The organism is Polynucleobacter sp. Nonnen-W13 (assembly GCF_018881735.1).
In the GTDB taxonomy this organism is placed as follows: domain Bacteria; phylum Pseudomonadota; class Gammaproteobacteria; order Burkholderiales; family Burkholderiaceae; genus Polynucleobacter.
Map to the genome: position 1 here is coordinate 765,714 of NZ_JACVPU010000001.1, position 24,967 is coordinate 790,680.

26 protein-coding genes and 1 tRNA gene are annotated in these 24,967 nt (G+C 47.0%); 22 read left to right on the top strand and 5 right to left on the bottom strand.

Going from position 1 to position 24,967, the window contains the following annotated elements; genetic code table 11:
* The first annotated feature begins 1 nt into the window (after position 1).
* Genes ICN27_RS04020 through ICN27_RS04030 form a run of 3 tightly spaced genes read left to right on the top strand, consistent with a single transcriptional unit; the run spans position 2 to position 3,956 of the window.
* Positions 2-646: a membrane integrity-associated transporter subunit PqiC gene (locus ICN27_RS04020; RefSeq protein ID WP_216269063.1), complete on the top strand. Its 645-nt coding sequence runs from the start codon at positions 2-4 to the stop codon at positions 644-646.
* Between the two features lie 42 nt (positions 647-688).
* On the top strand, positions 689-1,474 hold the full coding sequence (locus ICN27_RS04025) for an SDR family oxidoreductase (RefSeq protein WP_216269064.1): 786 nt from the start codon (positions 689-691) through the stop codon (positions 1,472-1,474).
* Positions 1,475-1,478: 4 nt separating this feature from the next.
* Entirely contained in the window at positions 1,479-3,956 is a 2,478-nt protein-coding gene (locus ICN27_RS04030) for an ABC transporter permease (protein ID WP_370624471.1), read from the top strand.
* A 23-nt stretch (positions 3,957-3,979) separates the two neighbouring features.
* Here ICN27_RS04030 and ICN27_RS04035 read toward each other — a convergent pair whose 3' ends face one another.
* Genes ICN27_RS04035 through ICN27_RS04050 form a run of 4 tightly spaced genes read right to left on the bottom strand, consistent with a single transcriptional unit; the run spans position 3,980 to position 6,211 of the window.
* Complete coding sequence (locus ICN27_RS04035; RefSeq protein WP_370624472.1) at positions 3,980-4,519, bottom strand: RDD family protein; 540 nt, start codon at positions 4,517-4,519, stop codon at positions 3,980-3,982.
* A gap of 3 nt (positions 4,520-4,522) precedes the next feature.
* A complete protein-coding gene (locus tag ICN27_RS04040) occupies positions 4,523-5,134 on the bottom strand; it encodes a DUF3106 domain-containing protein (protein ID WP_255534975.1) in 612 nt (203 codons plus the stop codon).
* 46 nt (positions 5,135-5,180) lie between these two features.
* On the bottom strand, positions 5,181-5,645 hold the full coding sequence (locus ICN27_RS04045) for a DUF3619 family protein (RefSeq protein WP_216269067.1): 465 nt from the start codon (positions 5,643-5,645) through the stop codon (positions 5,181-5,183).
* Complete coding sequence (locus ICN27_RS04050; protein WP_215309932.1) at positions 5,642-6,211, bottom strand: RNA polymerase sigma factor; 570 nt, start codon at positions 6,209-6,211, stop codon at positions 5,642-5,644. Before ICN27_RS04050 ends, ICN27_RS04045 begins: the two co-directional genes overlap by 4 nt.
* A 193-nt stretch (positions 6,212-6,404) precedes the next feature.
* On the opposite strand from ICN27_RS04050, the gene ICN27_RS04055 reads away from it, so the two are divergent.
* From ICN27_RS04055 to ICN27_RS04080, 6 genes are all read left to right on the top strand, one after another.
* On the top strand, positions 6,405-8,192 hold the full coding sequence (locus ICN27_RS04055; protein ID WP_216269068.1) for an acetolactate synthase 3 catalytic subunit: 1,788 nt from the start codon (positions 6,405-6,407) through the stop codon (positions 8,190-8,192).
* Positions 8,192-8,683: an acetolactate synthase small subunit gene (gene ilvN / locus ICN27_RS04060; RefSeq protein WP_216269069.1), complete on the top strand. Its 492-nt coding sequence runs from the start codon at positions 8,192-8,194 to the stop codon at positions 8,681-8,683. The genes ICN27_RS04055 and ilvN overlap by 1 nt, the downstream gene beginning before the upstream one ends.
* A gap of 50 nt (positions 8,684-8,733) precedes the next feature.
* Positions 8,734-9,750, top strand: coding sequence for a ketol-acid reductoisomerase (gene ilvC, locus ICN27_RS04065; RefSeq protein ID WP_215309936.1), 1,017 nt, complete (start codon positions 8,734-8,736; stop codon positions 9,748-9,750).
* A 32-nt stretch (positions 9,751-9,782) separates the two neighbouring features.
* Entirely contained in the window at positions 9,783-10,430 is a 648-nt protein-coding gene (locus ICN27_RS04070) for a phosphatidylserine decarboxylase (RefSeq protein ID WP_215309938.1), read from the top strand.
* A 27-nt stretch (positions 10,431-10,457) separates the two neighbouring features.
* Positions 10,458-11,321: a CDP-diacylglycerol--serine O-phosphatidyltransferase gene (pssA, locus tag ICN27_RS04075; protein WP_216269070.1), complete on the top strand. Its 864-nt coding sequence runs from the start codon at positions 10,458-10,460 to the stop codon at positions 11,319-11,321.
* 243 nt (positions 11,322-11,564) lie between these two features.
* On the top strand, positions 11,565-13,112 hold the full coding sequence (locus ICN27_RS04080; RefSeq protein WP_216269071.1) for a 2-isopropylmalate synthase: 1,548 nt from the start codon (positions 11,565-11,567) through the stop codon (positions 13,110-13,112).
* A gap of 40 nt (positions 13,113-13,152) precedes the next feature.
* Here the strand turns inward: ICN27_RS04080 and ICN27_RS04085 are convergent, their stop codons facing one another.
* Complete coding sequence (locus ICN27_RS04085; RefSeq protein ID WP_215309943.1) at positions 13,153-13,746, bottom strand: YSC84-related protein; 594 nt, start codon at positions 13,744-13,746, stop codon at positions 13,153-13,155.
* Between the two features lie 85 nt (positions 13,747-13,831).
* On the opposite strand from ICN27_RS04085, the gene ICN27_RS04090 reads away from it, so the two are divergent.
* The 13 genes from ICN27_RS04090 (at position 13,832) to nuoF (ending at position 24,943) form a co-directional block, all read left to right on the top strand.
* A complete protein-coding gene (locus ICN27_RS04090) occupies positions 13,832-15,037 on the top strand; it encodes a patatin-like phospholipase family protein (RefSeq protein WP_216269072.1) in 1,206 nt (401 codons plus the stop codon).
* Positions 15,038-15,263: 226 nt separating this feature from the next.
* Positions 15,264-15,533: a 30S ribosomal protein S15 gene (rpsO, locus tag ICN27_RS04095; protein WP_112204355.1), complete on the top strand. Its 270-nt coding sequence runs from the start codon at positions 15,264-15,266 to the stop codon at positions 15,531-15,533.
* 271 nt (positions 15,534-15,804) lie between these two features.
* Complete coding sequence (gene pnp / locus ICN27_RS04100; RefSeq protein WP_215309947.1) at positions 15,805-17,958, top strand: polyribonucleotide nucleotidyltransferase; 2,154 nt, start codon at positions 15,805-15,807, stop codon at positions 17,956-17,958.
* Positions 17,959-17,985: 27 nt separating this feature from the next.
* Positions 17,986-18,984 carry an NAD(P)H-quinone oxidoreductase gene (locus tag ICN27_RS04105; protein WP_216269073.1) on the top strand — a complete coding sequence of 333 codons (999 nt, stop codon included), beginning with the start codon at positions 17,986-17,988 and terminating at the stop codon, positions 18,982-18,984.
* A gap of 17 nt (positions 18,985-19,001) precedes the next feature.
* The gene (tpiA, locus tag ICN27_RS04110; RefSeq protein ID WP_215309950.1) at positions 19,002-19,760 is read left to right on the top strand and encodes a triose-phosphate isomerase; all 759 of its coding nucleotides are present in this window, start codon (positions 19,002-19,004) and stop codon (positions 19,758-19,760) included.
* Positions 19,761-19,782: 22 nt separating this feature from the next.
* Positions 19,783-20,130, top strand: a complete 348-nt coding sequence (secG, locus tag ICN27_RS04115; protein ID WP_216269074.1) for a preprotein translocase subunit SecG — start codon at positions 19,783-19,785, stop codon at positions 20,128-20,130.
* 85 nt (positions 20,131-20,215) lie between these two features.
* A tRNA-Leu gene (locus tag ICN27_RS04120) sits at positions 20,216-20,300 on the top strand.
* Between the two features lie 110 nt (positions 20,301-20,410).
* Positions 20,411-20,770: an NADH-quinone oxidoreductase subunit A gene (locus ICN27_RS04125; protein WP_011902892.1), complete on the top strand. Its 360-nt coding sequence runs from the start codon at positions 20,411-20,413 to the stop codon at positions 20,768-20,770.
* A 5-nt stretch (positions 20,771-20,775) separates the two neighbouring features.
* Positions 20,776-21,258, top strand: a complete 483-nt coding sequence (locus ICN27_RS04130) for an NADH-quinone oxidoreductase subunit B family protein (protein ID WP_011902891.1) — start codon at positions 20,776-20,778, stop codon at positions 21,256-21,258.
* Between the two features lie 3 nt (positions 21,259-21,261).
* Complete coding sequence (locus ICN27_RS04135; protein ID WP_216269075.1) at positions 21,262-21,861, top strand: NADH-quinone oxidoreductase subunit C; 600 nt, start codon at positions 21,262-21,264, stop codon at positions 21,859-21,861.
* A gap of 3 nt (positions 21,862-21,864) precedes the next feature.
* Complete coding sequence (locus ICN27_RS04140; RefSeq protein WP_215309955.1) at positions 21,865-23,118, top strand: NADH-quinone oxidoreductase subunit D; 1,254 nt, start codon at positions 21,865-21,867, stop codon at positions 23,116-23,118.
* Positions 23,119-23,141: 23 nt separating this feature from the next.
* Positions 23,142-23,648: an NADH-quinone oxidoreductase subunit NuoE gene (gene nuoE / locus ICN27_RS04145; RefSeq protein ID WP_216269076.1), complete on the top strand. Its 507-nt coding sequence runs from the start codon at positions 23,142-23,144 to the stop codon at positions 23,646-23,648.
* Entirely contained in the window at positions 23,645-24,943 is a 1,299-nt protein-coding gene (nuoF, locus tag ICN27_RS04150; RefSeq protein WP_215309959.1) for an NADH-quinone oxidoreductase subunit NuoF, read from the top strand. The genes nuoE and nuoF overlap by 4 nt, the downstream gene beginning before the upstream one ends.
* Positions 24,944-24,967 lie beyond the last annotated feature (24 nt).

The window sequence follows — 24,967 nt, forward strand, 5'->3', positions numbered from 1 at the left end:
GATGACTACAAATTTTCGCTGGATTCAGTTTGCCGCCTTTGTATTAATGGCAGCCGTATTAAGTGCATGCTCATTACCGAAAAGACCCGCATTAGAGATCAGTAGTTGGATGGTTGCCCCAGAGCGTACTGCCGCCCCCTATAAGCCGCGAAGTGATTTATGGCTCAAGATGGGTTCATCATCCACAACACCACCTTTTGACGGCAAGTCTTTGGTTTATCGCTTGGGTGATCAGCGCTATGAAAAGGATTTTTATAATACCTATTCTGCTTTACCCAATGAGATGGTTGGTAATGCGACACGTCAGTGGTTGAATAATGCCCAGATCTTCTCTATGACCGTAGGTCAGGGCAATAGCTTCTTTCCGTATTACATCTTGCAGACATCGATAGAGGAGTTTTATGGTGATTACCGTGTTCGACCAGAGGCTGTGGTAACGATAGAATTTTTCCTGACTGCAACTGATCCCCAAAAGCGCAATCCAGTGATTGGTAAAAATCGCTATACCAAGAGAGTCGTGCTGAAAGATAACACCCCCCAGGCATTGGTGCTGGGCCAGCAGGAAGCCCTGGCGCAGATTTTGAAAGAGTATGAGGTGGTACTTTATAAGTACGCTGGCAATCTGCCTCCACCTCTAGGGCAGTAGGCAATTTAGAATGACAACATCTATAAAAATATTGGAGAAGACATGGATTTAGGACTCAAAGGTAAGGTTGCTTTGGTGATGGCATCTAGCCGAGGTTTAGGTCAGGCGATGGCGGTTTCTTTGGCGCGTGAGGGTGTCAAAGTGGCAGTGACTGGCCGCAATCCCGGGGGATTAAAAAAATCAGTTGAAATGATTGAAGCTGCCGGTGGAACAGCTTTAGCTCTGAGCTGGGATCTTTCTGATGCATCCCTGATCGATAGCTTGGTGAGTAAGGTGGAGAAAGAACTGGGCCCGATTGATATCTTGGTAAACAACACCGGTGGACCTCCCCCGACGTTAGCGGTAGGGCAAGATCCCGCTTTGTGGCAAAAGAGTTTTAACGATATGGTTCTATCACTCATCAGCATCACCGATCGAGTTCTACCAGGAATGCGTCAGCGTAAATGGGGTCGCATTATTACCAGCACCACTTCAGGTGCTATTGCCCCCATTAAGAATCTCGCTATCTCCAATACTTTGCGTGCTGCATTGCTGGCTTGGTCTAAAACCTTATCTGCAGAAGTAGCGGCTGATGGAATTACCGTGAATGTGATCATGCCAGGTCGCGTAGCAACTGATCGTTTGCGTCAGTTAGATGAAGCACGTGCCCAACGTGAAAATGTGAGCTATGAATCTGTTGTGCAAGCTAGCTTGAAGCAAATTCCGATGGATCGTTACGGTGATCCGCAGGAGTATGGAGATACCGCGGCGTTTTTGGCTAGTCAAAATGCCTCCTACATTACTGGCTCAGTGATTCGTGTAGATGGTGGCCAGATTCAGGCGATCTAAAGTAGTGTTAACCAGCTTTCTGCGGGCTACTCAGCGAGACCTTCGATCTAATGAACTAGTCGCACTATTGGTCGCACTGACGCTCTCGGTGGCCGCCTTATCCAGCGTGAGTTTCTTGGCTGACCGGATGCAGCGAGCCTTTCAGTTCGATGCACGCCAGCTGCTTGCTGCGGATCTATTAATCGTTTCTGATCAGCCACTGCCCGAGCGCTTCATTCAGGAAGCCAAGGGGCGACGGCTGAGCTTGGCCCAAACCATTGTCTTTCCGAGTATGGCCACAGTAGGGGCGCAAAGTAAGTTGGCTTCCCTTAAGGCTGTGAGTTCTGCCTACCCCTTACGCGGTAGCTTGCAGGTGTCACCTTCATCAGTCGGCGCAACTCCAGCAGTGGGTTCGGTCTGGGTGGATCCCGCAATGCTCAATTCGCTAAAGGCAAATGTTGGTGACCAGATGCTATTGGGTGATAAGACATTTCTTATTAGCGGCATTTTGGAACGCGAGCTCGATCGGGGTGCTGGCTTTATGAACTTCGCGCCACGCGTGATGATGTCGCTAGATGATTTACCAGCCACAGGTCTGATTGGTCTCGGTAGTCGCGTAAGCTATCGACTTCTTCTGGCAGGCAATGATTCGTCTATCTCTGATTATGCGCAGTGGGCAACGCAATCGATTGCATCCGAAAGTCTGCGAGGATTGCGGATTGAGACCTTGGAAAATGCGCAGCCTGTCATGCGTAAAACCCTCGAGCGGGCTGAGCGCTTTTTAGCCTTGGTTGCTTTACTAACAGCCATGGTAGCTGCGGTTGCGATTGCCTTGTCAGCACGTCGTTATGTTTTAAAGCAGGCCGATGTTTGCGCGGTCATGAAATGCCTTGGCGCAAGCCAAAAGACGATTCTAGTGAATCAAGTCAAGATATTGGGCGCTCTGTGTATATTGGCTGCTGTGATGGGCGCTACGATTGCTTATGGCGTTCAAGAGATATTGATTGGGATCTTGGGTAATCTAATATTGGCTAATTTACCCGCACTCTCACTCTGGCCTTTGGTCTGGAGCATTTTGTTTTCCTCCTGTCTGCTAGTTGGCTTTGCTGGGCCACCTTTATTGAGTTTGGTCACGATTTCACCGGTGCGACTGATTCGCAAAGAGTTGGGTTCGGTGAACATCAAGGTGCTGTGGGTTGCGCTCTTTGGGTTGAGTACTTGCCTTATCTTGATTGCGCTTGCAGCTCAAGATTGGAAGCTAGCCTCTTGGGTTGCCGCTAGTTTTGGCTTAGCCCTTGTACTCTTTGCTGCAGTTTCTTGGTCATGTCTAGTTTTACTGAAGCTCCTGTTCTCTAGGTGGAGCAATCATCACTTCGCGCTACGCTTTGCACTTACAGTTCAAGCACGTCGCTCTGGCTTTGCAGTCATGCAAATTACGGCGCTAGGTATTGCCTTGATGGCCTTATTGCTCATTCTCTTGCTCCGACAAGATTTATTGGCTACTTGGCAGGGCAATATCCCAGTCGATGCACCCAATCGCTTCATGATTAATGTTCAGGAAGATCAAAAGTCTAGTATCACTCGCTCACTACTGGATGCGGGAGTAGCAAAGCCGAGTTTTAGCCCCATGGTTCGTGCGCGCTTAGTTGAGGTGAATGGAAAGACCATTGGACCCAATGACTACATTGATGACAATGCGCGCCGCTTAGTTGATCGAGAATTCAATCTCTCGTATACCGAGCAGTTGCCTGAGGGTAATCGGATTACTTCCGGTAAATGGCTTGAAGGCAGCGCGCCGCAAGTTTCTTTAGAGGCGGGGATTGCGAAGACTTTGAAGTTAAAGCTGGGTGATCAAATGACCTTTGAGCTTGCTGGTGAAAAAGTTACTGCGCCTATTACCTCTTTGCGTAAGTTGGATTGGGGTTCGATGAAGGTGAATTTCTTTGTCATCATGCCGCCCGCAGCGCTCGCAGAAATGCCCCAGTCTTGGATTACTTCGTATTATCAAAGTACTGCAATTGAAGGTTTGGATTATCAACTTGTGCAGGCCTATCCCAATCTCACCATCGTGGATGTCGGAGCATCGCTAAAACAAATCCAGGATGTGCTGGATAGACTGTCTTCTGTATTAGGCCTCTTGTTCGCTTTCACTATTGCGGCGGCAATTTTAGTTTTAGTGGCTGCGATAGCGGCAACCCAAGATGAACGTTTCAGGAGCGCAGCCTTGTTAAAAGCAGTAGGTGCATCGCGCTATCTACTGGGGAAGATTGCATTAGCCGAGCTCCTGATTATTGGAGTGCTTGCAGGAACTTTGGCTGGACTCGCTGCTGGAATTGCAGCATGGGCACTTGGCCGTTTTGTATTGGAGATTGAATTCAATGCGTTTGTGCAGTCATTGGCGATGGGTATCGGCTTTGGGGTAATTGCCTGCCTATTGGCGGGTTATCGCTTTCAGAGAAGAATTCAAACCGCTACTGCAATGGAATGTTTGCGTGAGATCTAACTCGACTGAGAGTCTAGGTCTACTTAATTGAGCTTAACTAAGTTCTTCGGTAATTCCACTAAACGCGTTCCACTTAAACGGTCTGGCAGACTTTGACGTAGTAGAGGTTTAACACGATCTAAGTAAATACTGAGTGGCCACAGAAATAAAGCAACTGCAAATAGCATTTCAATAATCTGCCATTTTTGCAGCTCGAACAACCACTGCAAAAGTACGCAAGGCACTAGCCACAAGGATCCAAAAAAATAACGCCAAATCGCTTGCTTGCGAGTCAGGTTGTATCCGCCTGGGCCAATCATGCGTACTCGCCATGTTTGCATCGCTAGTGTCTGTCCTGACTTAGTCCAATACCAAGCAAAGTAAATGCCCAGAACGGCATAGAGATAGAGAAAGGTGAGCCAGCTTGGCAGAGATGCGCCAAACACAATGCCTAATCCTAAATTAGGAAGGAGAAAGGTAAGGGCAATGACGCCTAATAAAACCAATTGCTCATAAAGAATACAAGAGACCCGTCGCCAAAATTGTGGAGCTGGGAGCAGGTTTAATTCAGCGGGGCTAATCACGACTTAGGGATTATTTGAGCCGCTATCAGTGCTCGTGTTTGTTGCTGGAGACTCTGAGGCTGGAGTGCTACCGGCTGCTGGAGGTGGCGCTAAGTTCGATTTTTGTTTAATCGGATGCTGCTGCAAGGTTGGTGCGTTTGCAGCTGTCGGCTTTTTCTTATTAACCTCTGCTTGGGCTAACTTCTTCTTTTGCTCATCACTCAGTTTTTGATATGCACTCCAAGCTTCTGCTTTTTTCTCAGCAGGGAACTTGAGACTACTTAAGTAGTTTTCACGTGCAAGCCGGCGTTCTTTTTGTGAGAGCTTAGACCATCCGTTCATGCGGGCTTGCAGTCGCTGTTGATCAGTCTCACTCATTTTGGGATATAGATTGGCAACCTGTATCCATTTTTTGCGGCTGTCTGGGAGCATGTAATCCCAATCATCTTCCAGTGGAGCTAGGATTTTTTGTTGTTCTGGTTTAAGGTTTTCCCAAGTGCCATCCGGTTTTTTCTCTGGGATGCCAGTAGTTTTTCCATGGGCAGCTGCCGATGTTTGAGCAAATACGTCTGAGCTTTGTACCGACCCTAGGGCGCCAATCACCAGCATCATGCTGATGCTCAGTGAGGCGCTCAAGGACCGTCGATTTTTTAGCATGCGCTAACTGAGCTCGCTATGTCACTTACGATGGAGTCTTAACTGAGCTAAGACTATCTTGATCTGATTCCGATAAAGGACCATTTTTGAGGAAGCCCAAAAAGCCGCTATCAGCATACGCATCTGGAGGGACATCATCAGTTAGGAGGGCGACATCTAGCTCGGCAATGTCATTGATACGGGAATCCTGCTGCCATTGGGCGATACCAATGAGGCCAAATACTAATACGACTAGTGGGGCAACCCAACCCACGTTATCCCAGAATGAACGTGAGCCAGAAGACCAGCTTCCGCTAGAACTCGCTAAAACATGCTGAGCAATGCGTACTTTTTCTGGTTTTTTGACAGAAAGGGCTTTGATGCGCGCTGCATATAGACGATCTTTGACTCCAGCTGGCAGGGATTGGGATCCTTGGCGGAGCAGGGCGGCGGCAGTCAGACCAAATTGATCTGCTTCTCTTGTGCTGAGAGTGTCTTCGTTGCGGTTCACAGGGTAATTCCTTTTAATTTCAATGCTTTAGCTAGAGCCTGAGTGGCTCTTGAGCAGTGGGTTTTGACGCTTCCCTCGCTACAACTCATCGCTAGGGCAGTTTCAGTAATACTCAGCTCATCCCAATAACGCATCAGGAAGGCTTCTCGTTGACGGGCAGGCAATTTTGATATTTCCGACTCTAGAGCCTGTAATAGCTGACTACGTTCAAGCTTAAATGCACCATCTTGGTGAATTTCACTATCATCCGGAGCTGAGAGGGACTCTAGGGGGTCAAAATCATCGCTTTCATCCGATTTCTTGCCCATATTCGAGAATAGGGTGACCCAGGTATTGCGAACTTTTTGACGTCTAAACCAGTCGTGAATACGGTTTTGCAGGATTCTAGTGAAAACCAGAGGTAATTCCGCTGCAGGGCGGTCGCCATATTTTTCTGCCAACTTAATCATGGCGTCTTGAACAATGTCTAAGGCCGCATCGTCATCTCGCACAGCATAGACCGCTTGCTTGAAAGCGCGCTGCTCAACACTGCTCAGAAAGTCAGAAAGTTCTTGGGGTGAAGCCATTCAGTAGATTAGACCTGAATCAGAGGGAATTCGTCTATTTTAGGGGATTGCTATAGAATATAGGGCTTACTACCTAGAATCTCATTCAAGAAGTGGTTTTTTCCGGTAGCAGCGCCGTTCGAACTCAGGCCACAAGCAAGAGACAGAACAGACCAAACAATTTTTTGCCGAAAATTGCAAAGGACGAAAGAAAATGAATACAAGCAGCGCCGAATTTTTAGCTACTAAAGCTAACCAAGACACAGCAAATGCAAATCCCGTAGCGACTCCGCCAGAAATGATTGGTGCTGAGATGCTGGTGCAAGCTTTGCACAAAGAGGGTGTTGAATACGTTTGGGGTTACCCAGGCGGTTCTGTTCTCTTTATTTACGATGAAATTTTTAAGCAGGACAAGTTTGAGCACATTCTTGTTCGCCATGAGCAAGCAGCAGTTCATGCGGCCGATGGCTATGCGCGCGCAACCGGTAAGGTTGGTGTTGCCTTAGTAACTTCAGGCCCAGGCGTAACCAATGCGGTTACCGGAATTGCGACTGCTTACACTGATTCGATCCCGATGGTGGTCATCAGCGGCAACGTACCAACCTATGCGATTGGTGAAGATGCTTTCCAAGAGGCTGATACCGTAGGTATTACTCGCCCAGTGGTCAAGCACAACTTCTTGGTAAAGGACGTGAAAGATCTCCCTTTAGTAATTAAGAAGGCTTTCCATATTGCGCAGACTGGCCGTCCAGGTCCAGTATTGATTGATATCCCTAAGGATGTATCTGCAGCTAAAGGACCCTTCGTCTACCCAGAAACATTGGAGATGCGTTCATACAACCCAGTAGTCAAGGGTCATAGTGGGCAAATTCGTAAAGCCGTTTCTTTATTGCAAGAAGCTGAGCGCCCATTTATCTATACCGGTGGTGGCGTGATCTTGGCTGATGCCGCTCCAGAATTAAAAGAGTTTGCTGACTTGCTGGGCTATCCCGTAACCAATACCTTAATGGGTCTTGGTGGTTTCCCAGGCACTAGCCCTCAGTTTGTGGGCATGCTTGGTATGCACGGTACGTATGAAGCCAATATGGCGATGCAGCACAGTGATGTGTTGATTGCAGTTGGCGCACGTTTTGATGATCGTGTGATTGGTAATACCGCTCACTTCGCAAGTCATCCGCGTAAGATTATTCATATTGATATTGATCCATCCGTAATTTCCAAGCGGGTGAAAGTGGATGTACCTATCGTTGGCAATCTCAAGGAAGTGTTACAAGAGATGACGGCTCAGCTGAAGGCTGCTGGCCCACGTAAGAATGATGCTAAGCTGGCGGCATGGTGGGCACAGATTAATGAGTGGCGTAAAAAAGATTGCCTGAAATACGACGAGGCATCGCAAATCGTCAAACCTCAGTACGTAGTTCAAAAATTGTGGGAACTCACTGGTGGTGATGCATTCATTACTTCTGACGTTGGTCAGCATCAAATGTGGGCTGCGCAGTTCTATAAGTTCGATAAGCCACGTCGTTGGATTAACTCTGGCGGTCTTGGCACTATGGGTGTTGGTTTGCCATATGCCATGGGTATTAAGAAAGCATTCCCAGATCAAGATGTATTTGCCATCACTGGTGAAGGCTCTATTCAGATGTGCATTCAAGAGCTATCCACTTGCAAGCAATACAACACGCCCGTGAAGATCGTCTCTTTGAATAATCGTTACCTTGGCATGGTTCGTCAATGGCAAGAGTTAACTTATAACAAGCGCTATTCCAGTTCTTATATGGATTCATTGCCTGATTTTGTGAAGTTGGCAGAAGCCTTTGGACATGTGGGTATGCGCATTGAGAAGAAGTCTGATGTTGAAGGCGCTCTCAAAGAAGCAATTCGTTTAAAAGATCGCACAGTATTTATGGATTTCCAGACAGACCCAGAGGAAAACGTTTGGCCGATGGTTCAAGCGGGCAAGGGTATTACTGAAATGCTTTTGGGTAGCGAGGACCTCTAATGCGACATATTATTTCTATATTGATAGAGAATGAGCCGGGGGCATTATCCCGTGTGGTTGGCTTATTTTCTGCGCGAGGTTACAACATTGAAACTTTAAGCGTTGCACCTACCGAAGATCCATCTTTATCACGCATGACGATTGTCACGATTGGCTCTGAGGATGTCATCGAGCAAATTACGAAACACTTAAATCGCTTAGTTGAGGTGGTGAAGGTTTTTGATTTGACTGAAGGCCCTCATATCGAGCGTGAGCTCATGATGATCAAAGTGCGCGCAGTAGGTAAAGAGCGTGAAGAATTGAAACGTACAACGGATATTTTCCGTGGTCGCATCATCGATGTGACTGATAAGAGTTACACCATTGAATTAACTGGTGATGGCGCCAAATTGGATGCCTTCATTGATTCGATTGATCGTGCATCGATATTGGAAACCGTCCGTTCGGGTGGTTCTGGTATTGGGCGCGGTGAACGCATTCTGAAGGTTTAATTTTTTAACTAATTACTGCATTAACTACATTTTCAAAACAAGGAAAGAGCATGAAAGTTTTTTACGATAAAGACGCCGATTTGTCCCTCATTAAAGGCAAAAAAGTAACCATCATTGGTTACGGTTCACAGGGTCACGCACACGCATTGAATCTCAAGGATTCAGGCTGTAATGTGACTGTTGGTTTGCGTAAGGGTGGCGCTTCTTGGAGTAAGGCTGCAAATGCTGGCTTGACAGTAAAAGAAGTTGGCGAAGCAGTTAAAGATGCTGACGTAGTCATGATGCTTTTGCCTGATGAGCAAATCGCTGATGTATATAGCAAAGAAGTTCACGGCAACATCAAGCAGGGCGCTGCACTGGCATTCGCTCACGGCTTTAACGTTCACTACGGTCAAGTTCAGCCACGCGCTGACTTAGACGTGATCATGATTGCTCCTAAAGCACCAGGTCACACTGTGCGCGGTACTTACTCTCAAGGCGGCGGTGTTCCTCATTTGATCGCTGTGTATCAAGATAAATCAGGTTCAGCTCGTGATGTTGCTTTGTCATATGCAACAGCGAATGGTGGCGGTCGTGCTGGCATTATTGAAACGAACTTCCGCGAAGAAACTGAAACTGACTTGTTTGGTGAGCAGGCTGTTCTTTGTGGTGGCGCAGTAGAGTTGATTAAAGCTGGCTTTGAGACTTTAGTCGAGGCTGGTTATGCTCCTGAGATGGCTTACTTCGAGTGCTTGCATGAGCTCAAGTTGATTGTTGACTTGATCTACGAAGGTGGTATCGCCAACATGAACTACTCAATCTCCAACAACGCTGAGTACGGTGAGTATGTCACTGGCCCACGTGTTGTGACTGAAGATACTAAGAACGCAATGCGTCAGTGCTTGAAAGATATTCAGACTGGTGAGTATGCAAAGAGCTTCATTCTGGAAAATAAAGCAGGTGCACCTACTTTGATTTCACGTCGTCGCTTGAATGCTGAGCATGACATCGAGGTCGTTGGTGCAAAGTTACGCGCCATGATGCCTTGGATTGCCAAGAACAAATTGGTTGACCAGACTAAGAACTAATCAGCAGTAACTTAAAAAGGCTCAGAACAAAGATGATGTATCCGCACCCCATTATTGCGAAAGAAGGTTGGCCGTATTTGGCATTAGTGGGGGCTGTTACTTTGCTAGTCCACTATCTTGGTGGCATTGCATGGTCATGGCCTTTGTGGATCATCTTCGTCTTTGTTCTGCAGTTCTTCCGCGATCCGCAGCGTATTGCTGCCTTAGGTCGTGATCTCGTGTTATCTCCTGCCGATGGCCGTATCGTCGTAGTTGAAAAAGCGAATGATCCTTATGCGGGTCGTGAAGCTTTGAAGATTAGTGTTTTTATGAACGTATTTAACGTTCACTCCAACCGTAGCGCAGTCAATGGTGCGGTAAAAGAGATTCAGTATTTCCCTGGCAAGTTTGTCAATGCCGATTTAGATAAAGCCTCTACCGAGAACGAGCGTAACGCTGTTGTGATCGATGCCAACGGTCAAATCGTGACACTAGTTCAGGTTGCAGGTCTGATTGCTCGTCGCATTCTTTGTTATATCCACGTTGGCGATAGACTAAAAGCGGGTGAGCGTTATGGCTTTATTCGCTTTGGTTCCCGTGTCGATGTATATTTACCATTAACGGCTGAGCCTTTAGTCAGCGTTGGCGATAAAGTTTTTGCTACGAACACTGCATTAGCTCGCGTACCTGGCTTAGATTAATTAAGCCGTTTTAACTAGGAACATTCTTTGCCTACATTTCGCCGTCGTGGCCGTATCGATCGTAGTCGCTTAGTCAACTCTCGTACTGATCGCACTCAAGATGAGTGGGCAGAGGACTTGGGTGATGGGATTGATTTTGAAGTGGAAGAGTTGCACGTAGACAAGCCACGTAAACGTAGCAAAGGCATTTACTTGCTTCCCAATGCTTTTACTACCGCAGCCTTATTTTGCGGTTTCTTTGCCATCGTCAATGCGATGAACCACCAGTTTGAAATGGCCGCTATTGCCATCTTTGCATCTTTAGTTTTGGATGGTATGGACGGTCGCGTTGCTCGCATGACGAATACCCAAAGTGCCTTCGGTGAACAGTACGACTCTTTGGCTGATATGGTGTCTTTTGGTGTGGCGCCAGCCTTAGTTGCTTACGAATGGGCTTTAAAAGACTTGGGTAAGTGGGGTTGGTTAGCTGCTTTTACCTACTGTGCGGGAGCAGCCTTGCGTCTAGCGCGCTTTAACGTCAATACTGGTGTAGTGGACAAGAAATTCTTCCAAGGTTTGCCTAGTCCTGCCGCTGGCTCCTTAATAGCTGGTTTTATTTGGCTGGCTGATGACAATAAGATCCCGGTGCGCGACAGTGCCATCCCTTGGATTACTTTCTTTTTAGCTGTTTATGCTGGCTTGACCATGGTATCTAATGCCCGTTTTTACAGTGGTAAGGCTTTGGATGTGCGCTACCGCGTACCTTTTGGCGTCATGGTTCTGATGATTCTGACCTTTGTTCTGATTTCGTCCAACCCGCCCTTAACCTTGTTCGGCCTCTTTGTGGTGTATTCCATCTCGGGATATGTCATTTGGGCTTGGGAGCACCTGAGCGGCCGTCGTTTTAGCTAATTTGGAATATTTAGGTTATATTTAATCCATGTTGATGAATTTCTCACTTCCTAACTTGCTTCTACTAGCACTAAGCCTACAGCTTGGGGCAGGTAAGGCCTGAGTTAATGAGATTAAAGTAATTCATTAGCCACGACATACCAGCCCCAGCAAATTGCTGGGGTTTTTGTTTTTAGGATTAGTCATTAGTAAACATGAATCAGCAGTAAGCATAATGAAGCAATATTGAACCGGAGAGTAGTGATGAGCGACAAAGTAATCATTTTTGATACCACCTTACGTGATGGTGAACAATCACCTGGCGCCTCCATGACTAAGGACGAGAAGGTGCGCATTGCTCGTCAGCTGGAACGTCTTAAGGTTGATGTGATTGAAGCTGGTTTCGCGGCGAGCTCTGAAGGTGATTTTCAGGCAATCTCTGCAGTAGCAGCAGCTGTGAAGGATTCGATTGTCTGCTCACTCGCACGCGCTAACGATAAAGATATTACTCGGGCTGCTGATGCATTGAAGGCTGCTAATGCAAAACGGATTCATGCATTTTTGGCAACTAGCCCATTACATATGGCAGTGAAGTTGCGCATGTCTCCAGAAGAGGTTTTGGAGCAGGCTAAACGTTCCATCCGTTTTGCAAGAAATTTGGCTGAGGATGTGGAGTTCTCAGCAGAGGACGGCTATCGCTCAGAAATGGATTTCTTATGCAGAGTCGTTGAAGGAGTGATTAACGAGGGTGCTACCACCATCAATATTCCGGATACCGTAGGCTACGCCACTCCAGAGTTATATGGTGAATTCATCAAGACCTTGCGCACCCGAGTGCCCAACTCGGATAAAGCGGTATGGTCGGTGCATTGTCACAATGACTTGGGTATGGCAGTTGCCAACTCCTTGGCTGGCGTCAAAATTGGGGGTGCACGTCAAATTGAGTGCACCGTTAACGGCTTGGGTGAGCGTGCAGGCAATACAGCATTAGAAGAAATTGTCATGGCCTTGCGTACGCGTAAGGATTATTTCGACATGGTGTGCGGTATCGATGCCACTCAAATTGTTCCTGCATCGAAGTTGGTCTCGCAAATTACTGGCTTCGTTGTTCAGCCGAACAAGGCAGTTGTTGGTGCCAACGCGTTTGCACATACTTCAGGAATTCATCAAGATGGCATCTTAAAGAATCGTGACACCTACGAGATCATGCGTGCGGAAGATGTGGGTTGGTCTGCCAATAAGATCGTGCTCGGCAAGTTGTCTGGCCGCAATGCTTTCAAGCAGCGCTTACAAGAATTGGGTATTGCAATTGAAGCCGAAGCGGATTTGAACGAGGCTTTTGTTCGCTTCAAGTCATTAGCCGATCAAAAATCAGAAATCTTTGATGAGGATATTATTGCCATCATGTCGGATTCTGCTGCAGCTGAAGAAGGTGAATTTTATAAATTTATTTCCTTAAGTCAGCATTCTGAAACAGGTGAGCGACCAAAGTCTAAAGTGACTTTTCGGGTTGGCGACAAAGAGGCAAGCTCCGAGGCTGAAGGTAATGGCCCAGTGGATGCGAGTTTGAATGCCATTGAACAGATCGTGAAGAGCGGGGCAGAGCAATTGCTTTACTCTGTCAATGCCATCACCTCAGGCACTCAATCCCAGGGCGAGGTTACTGTCAGACTTGCAAAGGGTGGACGTATCGTGAATGGCGTTGGAACTGATCCGGACATCATTGCAGCTTCAGCCAAAGCCTACTTGTCAGCGCTGAATAAATTGCATGATCCTAGTCAAGCTAAGCTCAATGCGCAGATGACGCCTTAAGAAATTCTCGGCGACATCGGTGGCTTTTGCATCGCGCCTCTTATTTATTAAGGTCTGTGCTCTTGTAGTACTTAGTGCCTTTGCCAGTAATTTCTGCCGCAATGCCTGAGTCTGTGAGCTGGTACATCAATACCCCTGGCGCCACTGTAGTGGCATCTTGGTATGCGCCACCATTTGCCTCATACTTGGCTGCAGCAGTAACTTGACCGCCAAATGTCCATCCAGAATTGACGAAGTCATTCAGTGCGGCCTGTGTTTGAAAAACAAAAATATTTTGGAAGGACTTAATTCCAAGGCCCAAGCCAGCCTGAACCTCTGCCATATTCATATAGATCGGCTTAGCACCATCTTTTTGGATAACGACACCGCTACCTGTGCCTCCACCAGCAATCAATATCTTCATGCCGAAGTTGCTGAAGGTCGCGTAGCCAACGGATTTCTCAATTAACTCTTTTGCCTTAGGTTGGGCTTGATACAGAGCCTTTAAGATCTCCTCTCTCTTATTGAGGATCTCTTGGCGTTGCTGGGCTACAGTTTTATCGGCAGCAAATGGATTGGAAAACTGTGCGTAGACCAGTGTGGGCAATAGGGCTAATAGACCACAGGCTAATGCTTGGACAAATTTAGTGCGCATGGATTTTTTCCTTTGCTGCATTTTCGCAATGAATGAATTCCATCTTTATACTCCTACAAGCCCTCTTGTCCAATAAGTACCCAATATGACTCTGTTCACTCGCTGCTTCTTTGTTCTCCTCATACTTTCATTGCTAGGCTGTGGCAGTTTGCAGCGCAAAGCAGCAGTGCCATCGCAGCAGATGGGTCAAGCACACATTGCGGGTCTGACTGGTGTGCGCTATATGGTGGCCAGTCAATCCAGCGTGGATCAGATGGCTGTGGATATTCAGGCGGGATTTAAGGTGAGGGATGAAAAAACCTTAAATACACCTGCGAATTATTTATCGCTCTCTGGTGGCGGTGATGATGGTGCATATGGCGCTGGACTATTAATAGGGTGGGCGGAGCGCGGCGATCGCCCGCAATTTAATTTAGTCACTGGCATCAGTACTGGCGCATTAATTGCCCCATTTGCATTTATGGGGAAAGAGTATGACCCAGTCTTACGTGATGTTTATACAAAATATGGCCCACAGGATATCTTCATTGAGCGTGGGTTGATCTCTGGCATTTTGAGTGATGGCCTATCTGATACGACCCCCTTATTTCAACTCATTTCAAAATACATTGATCAAGATTTTCTGAAGAAGGTGGCAAATGAGTACACCACCAAAAACCGCTGGCTTTTGATTGGGACAACGAACTTAGATGCAGGCGTACCCGTAGTTTGGAACATGGGCAAGATTGCCAGTATTGGCACTCCAGAGGCCTTAGAGCTTTTTAGAAAAGTCATGCTGGCATCCGCATCGATACCAGGGGCATTTTCACCAGTCATGTTCGATTTTGAGGTTTCTGGGCAAAGCTTTCAGGAGATGCATGTGGACGGTGGTGCCATTACTCAGGTGTTCCTCTATCCCAGCGCCTTATCTCAGCGTGCTCAAGATTTGAAACTGAAGCTACAGAAACAACGAAATGCCTACATTATTCGCAATGCCCGTTTGGATCCTGAGTGGCGCGAGACCGAGCGGGGCACCCTGAGCATCATTCAGCGGGCAATTTCTAGCATGATTCAGACTCAGGGTATCGGGGATTTGTACCGCATTTATCACACCACTCAGCTTGATGGAGTCAGCTTCAACCTGGCTTTTATTGGGCCAGACTTCAAATTTCCGCACAAGACTGAGTTTGACACTGCCTATATGCAGGCTCTTTTTGAATACGGCTACAAACAAGGCCTTGGTGGCAAGGAGTGGCAAAAGTACCCACCAGGCTATAAGAGGGGATTTGATGGGGAATTGCCTAAAAAATAGGCATTTATAGTGATTTTTATCATCTTTTTCATATAAATCAAGGGCTTGCCTTGATCTCTGCTGCCCAGCCCTGGTTTGAGTGCCTAGCTCTAGAGCTAGGGATTTAAGGCGGATCTGCTACAATTCGAGGGCTTTGATTTGTAAAGCTTTTTTGTTTTATTTGATTAATAAATGCACGACACAAATTGGGTGAAAGCTCAGGTGATCGCAAGTAAGGAGTATGAAAATGGCAGTTGCTGATATTAAAACGGCGGAAATCGTCAAAGATAACGCGCGCAGCGCAAACGATACGGGTAGCCCTGAAGTTCAAGTTTCATTGCTAACAGCCCGAATCAATGAATTAACCCCCCATTTCAAAGCTAACGCTAAAGATCATCACAGCCGTCGTGGCTTGTTGAAGATGGTCTCACGCCGTCGCCGCCTTTTGGATTACCTCAAAGGCAAGGATTTGGGTCGCTATCGCGCATTGATCGAGAAATTAGGTCTCCGTAAGTAATTCTTATCGGTATTGCAATGCCATCTATCTTAGGGTTGTTTCGTCACAGAATCAGTCTTAAGCAGATGGCATGTTTTTTGAGCGCTTCAAGATTATTTGTGTAGGGGATCGTGTCATTCCAATGAGTTTCTGGGTTGAAGAACCTAGTGCCTCCCTGGAATGGCATCCCTTGTGATCTTCAAACGCTCCAGTGTTGTCGTGACACTGCTTTATCCCACGACAAGCGTGAAATCCATGTGGCTTTTACGTGAACAATTTGGAGAAGATCAGAATGACTATGTTTAAAAAAGCAGTAAAGACGTTTCAATGGGGTAATCATCAGGTAACAATGGAAACAGGCGAGATTGCTCGTCAAGCTGGTGGTGCTGTAATCGTTAACGTGGATGACACAGTAGTAATGGGTACAGTAGTTGCCTCTAAATCAGCTAAGCCTGGACAGTCATTTTTCCCATTGACTGTTGACTACTTAGAAAAAACTTACGCAGCAGGAAAAATTCCTGGTGGCTTCTTCCGTCGTGAAGGTCGTCCATCAGAGGGCGAGACATTGATCTCCCGTTTGATCGATCGCCCATTGCGCCCATTGTTTCCAGAAGGCTTCTTGAACGAAGTTCAGGTAGTAGTTCATGTGTTGTCGATCAACCCCGACGTTCCTGCAGATATTCCTGCATTGATCGCTGCATCTGCAGCTTTGGCTGTTTCAGGTATTCCATTTGCTGGTCCAGTTGGCGCGGCACGTGTTGGTTACGCTAATGGTCAATACCTCTTGAACCCAACTCGTACAGAGCAAGCTACTAGCGAAATGGATTTAATTGTTGCTGGTACACAAGCTGCGGTGTTGATGGTTGAGTCAGAAGCCAATCAGTTGTCAGAGGAAGTGATGTTGGGCGCCGTTGTTTACGGTCATGACCAAATGCAAACCGCGATCAACGCAATTAACGATTTAGTGCGCGAAGCTGGCAAGCCAGAGTGGGATTGGACTGCTGCACCTAAAGATGAGCCATTCATCGCTAAAGTCACAGCCTTGGCTGAAGCACCATTGCGTGAGGCTTATCAGATTCGTCAAAAAGGCGCTCGTTCAGACAAGCTCAAAGAGATCTCCAAAACAGTTCTAGCTAAGCTAGCTGAAGAGGGTGATGTTGATGCGGTTGCTGTTAGCGACATCATGTTTGAAATCGAAGCGAAGATTGTTCGTAGCCAAATTTTGAATGGTGAACCTCGTATTGATGGTCGTGACACACGCACTGTGCGTCCGATTGAAATTCGTAACGGGGTATTGCCACGCACACACGGTTCAGCATTGTTTACTCGTGGTGAAACACAAGCCCTCGTAGTAGCTACTTTAGGTACTGCACGCGATGAGCAGATCATTGATGCGCTCGAAGGTGAGTACCGTGATCGCTTTATGTTCCACTACAACATGCCTCCGTTCGCTACTGGCGAAACAGGTCGTGTAGGTAGCCCGAAGCGTCGTGAAATTGGTCACGGTCGTTTGGCTAAACGTGCATTGATTCCCGTATTGCCAAGTGCAGAAGATTTTGCCTATAGCATTCGTGTGGTTTCAGAAATCACTGAGTCCAATGGCTCTTCATCCATGGCTTCCGTTTGCGGTGGCTGTTTAGCAATGATGGATGCTGGCGTTCCTGTTAAGGCCCACGTTGCTGGTGTTGCAATGGGATTGATTTTGGATGGCAACCGTTTTGCTGTGTTGACAGACATCTTGGGTGATGAAGATCACTTGGGCGATATGGACTTTAAAGTGGCAGGTACTGCTAACGGTATTACTGCTCTGCAAATGGATATTAAAGTTCAAGGTATTACTAAAGAAATTATGCAGGTTGCATTAGCTCAAGCGAAAGAAGGTCGTTTGCATATTTTGAGCAAGATGCAAGAAGCGATGGGTTCAGTTCGCACTGAATTGTCTGCACATGCCCCACGCATGGTTTCTTTCAAGATTCATCCAGATAAGATTCGTGAAGTGATTGGCAAGGGCGGCGCAACAATTCAAGCCTTGACTAAAGAAACTGGTTGCAGCATCGATATCAAAGATGACGGTACTGTAACTATTGCCTCTACTTCTGCTGAAGGCATGGCTGAAGCAAAAGCACGTATCGAAGGCATTACTGCCGAAGCTGAAGTAGGCAAGATCTACGAAGGCCCAGTAGTGAAGTTGCTTGAGTTCGGTGCTTTAGTAAACATTCTTCCAGGTAAAGATGGTCTCTTGCATATCTCTGAAATCTCTAATGAGCGCGTAAAAGAAGTTAAAGACTATTTAGCAGAAGGCCAAGTTGTTCGCGTGAAGTTGTTGGCTGCTGATGAGCGTGGTCGTTTACGTTTATCTCTCAAAGCTGCAATGGCGGATGAGGGTGGCACGATTGCTCCTTTGGCTGGTGCTGAAGCTGCTCCCGTATCTGGCGAAAACGCTTAAGTAGTTTAGTTAGCAAGCGGAATTCATATGCGCGTAATAGAAATCAAAGAATTTGGCGCACCAGAAATGCTGGTGTCTGGCACTCGTCCTGATCCAGTACTTCCTAGTGCTGGGTCTGGCGAGATTCTGATTCGTGTTTTGGCTGCTGGGATTAATCGTCCAGACGTTTTACAACGTAAGGGTCATTACCCTGTCCCGGCGGGCGCATCTGATATTCCTGGCCTTGAAGTAGCTGGTGAGATTATTGGTGGTGACTTAAATCATCCCGATAATCTGTTCGGACTGAAGATTGGCGATAAGGTATGCGCACTAGTGCAGGGTGGTGGTTACGCAGATTTGTGCATAGCCCCAATTGCCCAATGCTTGCCTTATCCAAAGGGATTTACCGATCAAGAGGCTGCCGCATTACCAGAGACGTTTTATACCGTGTGGAGTAATGTCTTCATGCGTGGCGAACTATCACAAGGCGAAACTTTATTGGTTCAAGGTGGCTCAAGCGGTATCGGTGTAACAGCTATTTTGATTGCGAAAGCCCTAGGTCATAAAGTATTTGTGACTGCAGGTACCGATGAGAAGTGTGCTGCTTGCGTAGCTTTAGGTGCCGACTTGGCGATCAATTACAAGACGCAAGACTTTGTCGAGGAAGTAAAGAAGGCTACAGACGGTAAGGGTGTCAATGTCATTCTGGACATGGTCACCGGCGCTTACGTACAAAAAGAAATCGATTGCCTGGCTGATGACGGTCGTATTGTCATCATTGCAATTCAGGGTGGATCAAAAGCGGAAGTGAGTACGAATCAAATTTTGCGTCGTCGCTTGACCATTACAGGTTCTACATTACGCCCACGCCCAGTGTCATTTAAGAAGCAAATTACCCAACAGTTGCATGCCCATATCTGGCCTTTGCTAGATGCAGGCAAGTTAAAGCCAGTGATCTATAAAACATTCACCTTAGACCAAGCGGCTGATGCCCATCGTTTGATGGAGTCATCTGAGCACGTTGGTAAGATTGTGTTGACCGTTTAAGTGTTGAGTTAGATTTCATGCGTCCAATCACTGTTATCGGCAACTGGAAAATGAATGGCAGCTTTGCAAGTAATGCAGACTGGATTAAGACTGTTTGCCGCGGCATGGAACAGGGAATGCCTGCGGGCCGTAAGTATGTAGTTTGTGCCCCAGCGCCTTATTTGTCGCAGTGCGGCGAGTTAATTCGTGACTGCTCTTTAGCCTTTTTAAGTTTAGGCGCTCAAGATGCATCAGCTTACCCGGCGGGAGCCTATACCGGCGATGTCGCAGCTTCTATGCTCAAAGAATTAGATTGCGCCTACGTTATTGTGGGGCATTCGGAGCGTCGCCAGTACCATCAGGAGGCTGATGAGCAGGTGGCAGAAAAAGCACTGCAGGTATTAGACAACGGCATGGTTCCTGTGATTTGTGTTGGTGAGTCTGCAGATGAGCGTAACTCTGGCCGTGAAGTTGAGGTAGTCAGAGGTCAAATCTCAAAGCAAGTGACGATTTTGCAAGACCGTTTGGCCGACTGTCTGATTGCCTATGAGCCTGTTTGGGCTATTGGTACAGGTAAGGTGGCCAGCGCTCAAATTGCTCAGGATATGCACAGAGCGATTCGATTGCAGTTGGCTGAGTTTGATGAAGATGTAGCTTCCCATGTGGGAATTTTGTATGGCGGCAGTGTCAAGCCTGATAATGCCGTTGAACTATTTGCAATGCCGGATATTGATGGTGGATTGATTGGGGGTGCTTCATTGAATCCTCAGGATTTTTTAGCCATTTGTCAGGCCTAGATTTTTTATTTGGAGATAAGCCATGGAATGGTTTAAGACTTTATTGATCGTTTTACAAATTATTTCAGCTTTAGCTGTGATTTTGCTCGTATTGCTTCAGCAGGGCAAAGGTGCCGATATGGGTGCTGCTTTTGGTTCTGGGTCCTCCGGCAGTCTTTTTGGTGCCAGCGGGTCAGCTAACTTCCTCTCCCATACAACGGCTATCTTTGCAGCAATCTTTTTTGTTTGCACTTTAGGCATTACATGGATCGGAAATAAAAAGGAAGTAAGCCCTGGAATTTTGTCTGGCACCGTGGCTCCCGTTGTAGCCCCCGTTGCTGAACCAGTAGCCCCAGTTCAAGATCCGACTAAGCCAGCTGTTCCAAAGTAAAAAATAGGGTTTTAAGTAGTTTCTAGCGCTATTTTTGAGGTAATTGAGTGGTGCAATGCAGTAGAATTGACAAGTTTTACAAGATGCCGACGTGGTGAAATTGGTAGACACGCTATCTTGAGGGGGTAGTGGCTTAGGCTGTGCGAGTTCGAGTCTCGCCGTCGGCACCAAATTGTAAAAATTGTAGGGCTTTATGCTCTAAATCAAGGTTTTTTGTAGTGGAGTAATTGATAATTTTGTAGCTTCTTAGGACTTACCAGACGAACGACTCAGGACCATTTTGAATCTCGCAAATTACTTTCCTGTTCTGCTTTTTATCCTTGTAGGTATTGGGGTTGGTTTAGTACCCATGTTCCTCGGAAAAATATTGGCTCCTTCGAAGCCAGACGCTGAAAAATTGTCGCCTTACGAGTGCGGCTTTGAGGCATTCGAAGATGCGCGCATGAAATTCGACGTACGCTACTACCTCATCGCCATCCTATTTATCTTATTTGACTTAGAAACTGCATTCCTGTTTCCCTGGGGTGTAGCTCTGCGGGATATTGGCTGGTTCGGTTATGCCTCTATGGTGATTTTCCTATTGGAATTTATTGTGGGCTTCGTATATATCTGGAAAAAGGGCGCTCTCGACTGGGAGTGATCGATATGGCATTAGAAGGCGTTCTCAAAGAAGGATTTGTTACCACTACTGCGGACCAGTTAATTAACTGGACTCGTAATGGTTCTTTATGGCCAATGACATTCGGCCTTGCTTGCTGTGCTGTAGAAATGATGCACGCAGGCGCTTCCCGTTATGACTTGGATCGCTTTGGAGTGGTGTTCCGCCCATCTCCTCGTCAATCAGATTTGATGATTGTGGCAGGCACTTTGTGTAACAAGATGGCACCGGCGCTCCGTAAGGTTTACGATCAAATGCCTGAGCCTCGCTGGGTCATCTCTATGGGCTCCTGTGCTAATGGCGGTGGTTACTACCATAACTCCTATTCAGTAGTTCGCGGCTGTGACCGCATTGTGCCAGTCGATATTTACGTGCCTGGTTGCCCTCCTACCGCGGAAGCGTTGATCTACGGAATTATTCAGTTGCAATCCAAGATCGCTCGCACCAGCACGATTGCACGGAAGGCTTAATCCATGTCAGATCGTTTAGTTCAGCTCGCCGCCAATCTAGAAAAAGTTTTAGGTAAGCACGCGCAATCTATTGAGATTGCCTTGGGCGAAGTCACCGTGGTACTTCATGCAAGCACCTACTTCGAATCTGCTATGTTATTGCGCGATGAGCCATCATTGGCCTTTGAGCAATTGATTGATTTGTGTGGCGTGGATTATCAGGACTACCGAGACGGGCAGTGGAGTGGTCAGCGTTTTGGCGTAGTGACTCATCTTTTATCTGTTGCTCATAACTGGCGTCTGCGTGTGCGCGTATTTGCAGCAGAAGATGCCTACCCAGTAGTTGCCTCTCTCACCCCAGTATGGGCTTCGGCTAATTGGTTTGAGCGTGAGGCATTTGACCTGTACGGTATTTTGTTTGATGGTCATGAAGACTTGCGCCGCATCTTGACTGATTATGGTTTCATCGGCCATCCATTTAGAAAAGATTTCCCAATCTCTGGCAACGTAGAAATGCGTTATGACCCAGAGTTAAAGCGTGTGGTGTATCAGCCAGTCACAATCGAAGCGCGTGAAATCACGCCACGTATCGTGCGCGAAGAGCAGTACGGAGGCCCGGTTTAAGTCATGGCACAAATCAAGAACTACACCCTCAACTTTGGACCTCAACATCCTGCCGCCCACGGCGTATTGCGTCTCGTGTTAGAGCTTGATGGAGAGGTGATCCAACGCGCTGATCCGCACATTGGTTTATTACACCGCGCTACAGAAAAATTAGCAGAGACTCGTACCTGGATTCAAAACGTTCCTTACATGGACCGTTTGGACTACGTATCCATGATGGCAAACGAGCATGCTTACGTAATGGCCATTGAGAAGTTGCTGCAAGTAGACGTGCCTTTGCGTGCGCAGTACATCCGGGTGATGTATGACGAGCTAACACGTTTGCTAAACCATCTCTTGTGGATTGGTTGTCATGGCCTAGACGTTGGTGCCATGGCCGTGTTCCTGTACGCCTTCCGCGATCGTGAAGATATTTTCGACATGTACGAAGCCGTATCCGGAGCGCGTATGCATGCTGCTTACTACCGTCCGGGCGGTGTCTATCGTGACCTGCCAACACAAATGGCGCAATACTCAAAGTCTAAGATTCGCAGCACCTCTGCCATTAAGCGTTTGAATGAAAACCGCAGCGGTACATTGCTTGATTTCATTGAGCAATTCTCCAATGGTTTTGATGCCAACGTGGACGAGTATTGCAATCTCTTAACTGACAACCGCATTTGGAAGCAGCGCTTGGTTGGTATTGGTGTTGTGACTCCTGAGCGCGCTTTGCAGCTTGGCTTCACTGGCCCTATGTTGCGTGGTTCCGGTATTGAGTGGGATTTGCGTAAAAAGCAGCCTTATGAAACTTACGACAAACTCGACTTTGATATTCCTGTTGGCGTTAATGGCGACTCTTATGATCGTTATTTAGTTCGCATGGAAGAGATGCGTCAATCGAACCGCATCATTAAACAGTGCGTAGCCTGGCTCAAGGCAAATGATGGCCCTGTCATGAGCGACAACCATAAGGTATCTCCGCCAAAGCGTGTGGATATGAAAACCAATATGGAAGAGTTGATTCACCATTTCAAACTCTTTACTGAAGGTATGCACGTTCCTGATGGTGAGGCTTACTCTGCTGTTGAGCATCCAAAAGGTGAGTTTGGTATTTACTTGATTTCTGATGGTGCGAATAAGCCCTACCGTATGAAGATTCGTGCACCAGGGTTTGTACATCTCTCAGCAATGGATGAGATGTCACGCGGCCACATGTTGGCTGATGCTGTAACTATTATTGGAACCCAAGATATCGTGTTCGGGGAGATTGACCGCTAATACAGCGTGCCAAGGATGAATTCATGACAACAACTCTTCAACTATCTGATAAAACGCTTGCAGATATTGCACGTAATATTGCGAAGTATCCTCCAGAGCAAAAACAATCTGCTGTGATGGCATCTTTAATTGCCGCTCAAACTGAAGTGGGTTGGGTTTCACCTGAGGTGATTGAAACAGTTGCCCAAATTTTAGAAATGCCAACTATTGCAGTAGATGAAGTAGCTACTTTCTATAATATGTATGACACCAAGCCGATTGGTAAGTACAAGCTGGTGATCTGCACAAACCTACCTTGCCAGCTATCGCATGGTGAGACTGCGGCAAGCTATTTAAAAGAAACGCTTGGCATTGGCTACAACGAGACAACGCCTTGTGGCACCTTCACTTTAAAAGAGGGTGAGTGCATGGGTGCTTGCGGTGATTCTCCAGTGCTGTTGGTGAACAACAAGCGCATGTGTAGCTTTATGAGTAAAGAAAAGATTGATGCGCTGTTAAGCGAACTTCGTGCAGAAGGGAAAGCAGTATGACTAGCTTGCACGATAGACACATTAAGCCTTTGATCCTAGCGGGATTGAATGGTGAAAACTGGCGTTTAAAAGATTACGAAAGCCGAGGCGGTTATCAACAACTGCGTCGCATCATCAATGACCAGCTTGCACCAGACGCCATTATTGCTGAATTAAAGGCATCTTCATTACGTGGTCGTGGAGGCGCAGGCTTCCCAACTGGGTTGAAGTGGAGCTTTATGCCCCGTCAGTTCCCTGGCCAAAAATATTTAGTTTGCAATAGTGACGAAGGTGAGCCGGGCACATTTAAAGACCGTGACATCATGCGTTACAACCCGCATGCCTTAATTGAGGGCATGATTATTGGTGCCTACACTATGGGTATCTCTGTAGGTTACAACTATATTCACGGTGAAATTTGGGAAGTCTATTCTCGCTTCGAGGAGGCTCTTGAAGAAGCCCGTGCTGCTGGGTATCTTGGCGATAAGATCATGGGAAGCGATTTCAACTTCCAATTACATGCTTCTCCGGGTTGGGGTGCCTATATCTGCGGTGAAGAAACTGCGCTCTTAGAGTCACTTGAGGGTAAGAAGGGTCAACCACGCTTTAAGCCGCCATTTCCTGCTAGCTTTGGTTTGTATGGCAAGCCAACTACTATTAATAACACTGAAACATTTGCTGCTGTGCCATTCATCATGGCAATCGGCGGTCCTGCGTATTTAGAGTTGGGTAAGCCGAATAATGGCGGTACAAAAATATTCTCCATCTCCGGAGATGTCACTTATCCAGGTAACTATGAGATTCCGTTGGGCACACCATTTGCTGAGCTATTAAAGCTTGCTGGTGGCATGCGTGATGGCATTCCATTGAAAGCTGTAATTCCTGGTGGATCGTCTGCCCCAGTGATTCCGGGTGCCGAGATGATGACCCTCACCATGGATTACGACAGTATTGCAAAGGCCGGTTCCATGTTGGGATCTGGCGCAGTCATCGTCATGAACGAAACGCGCTGTATGGTTCGCGCTTTAGAACGTCTGTCCTACTTCTATCACGAAGAGTCTTGTGGTCAGTGCACTCCTTGTCGTGAAGGTACTGGCTGGCTATGGCGCATTGTTCACCGCATTGAGCACGGCGAAGGTCGTCCAGAAGATTTAGATTTGTTAAATGATGTAGCAGCCAATATTCAAGGCCGTACGATTTGCGCTTTGGGTGATGCAGCCGCTATGCCTGTTCGTGGCATGTTGAAGCATTACATGGATGAATTTGTGTATCACGTAGAACATAAGCGCTGCTTAGATTCTGTTAAACCTTTATAAGACATTGAGCACGGGACATCTTAA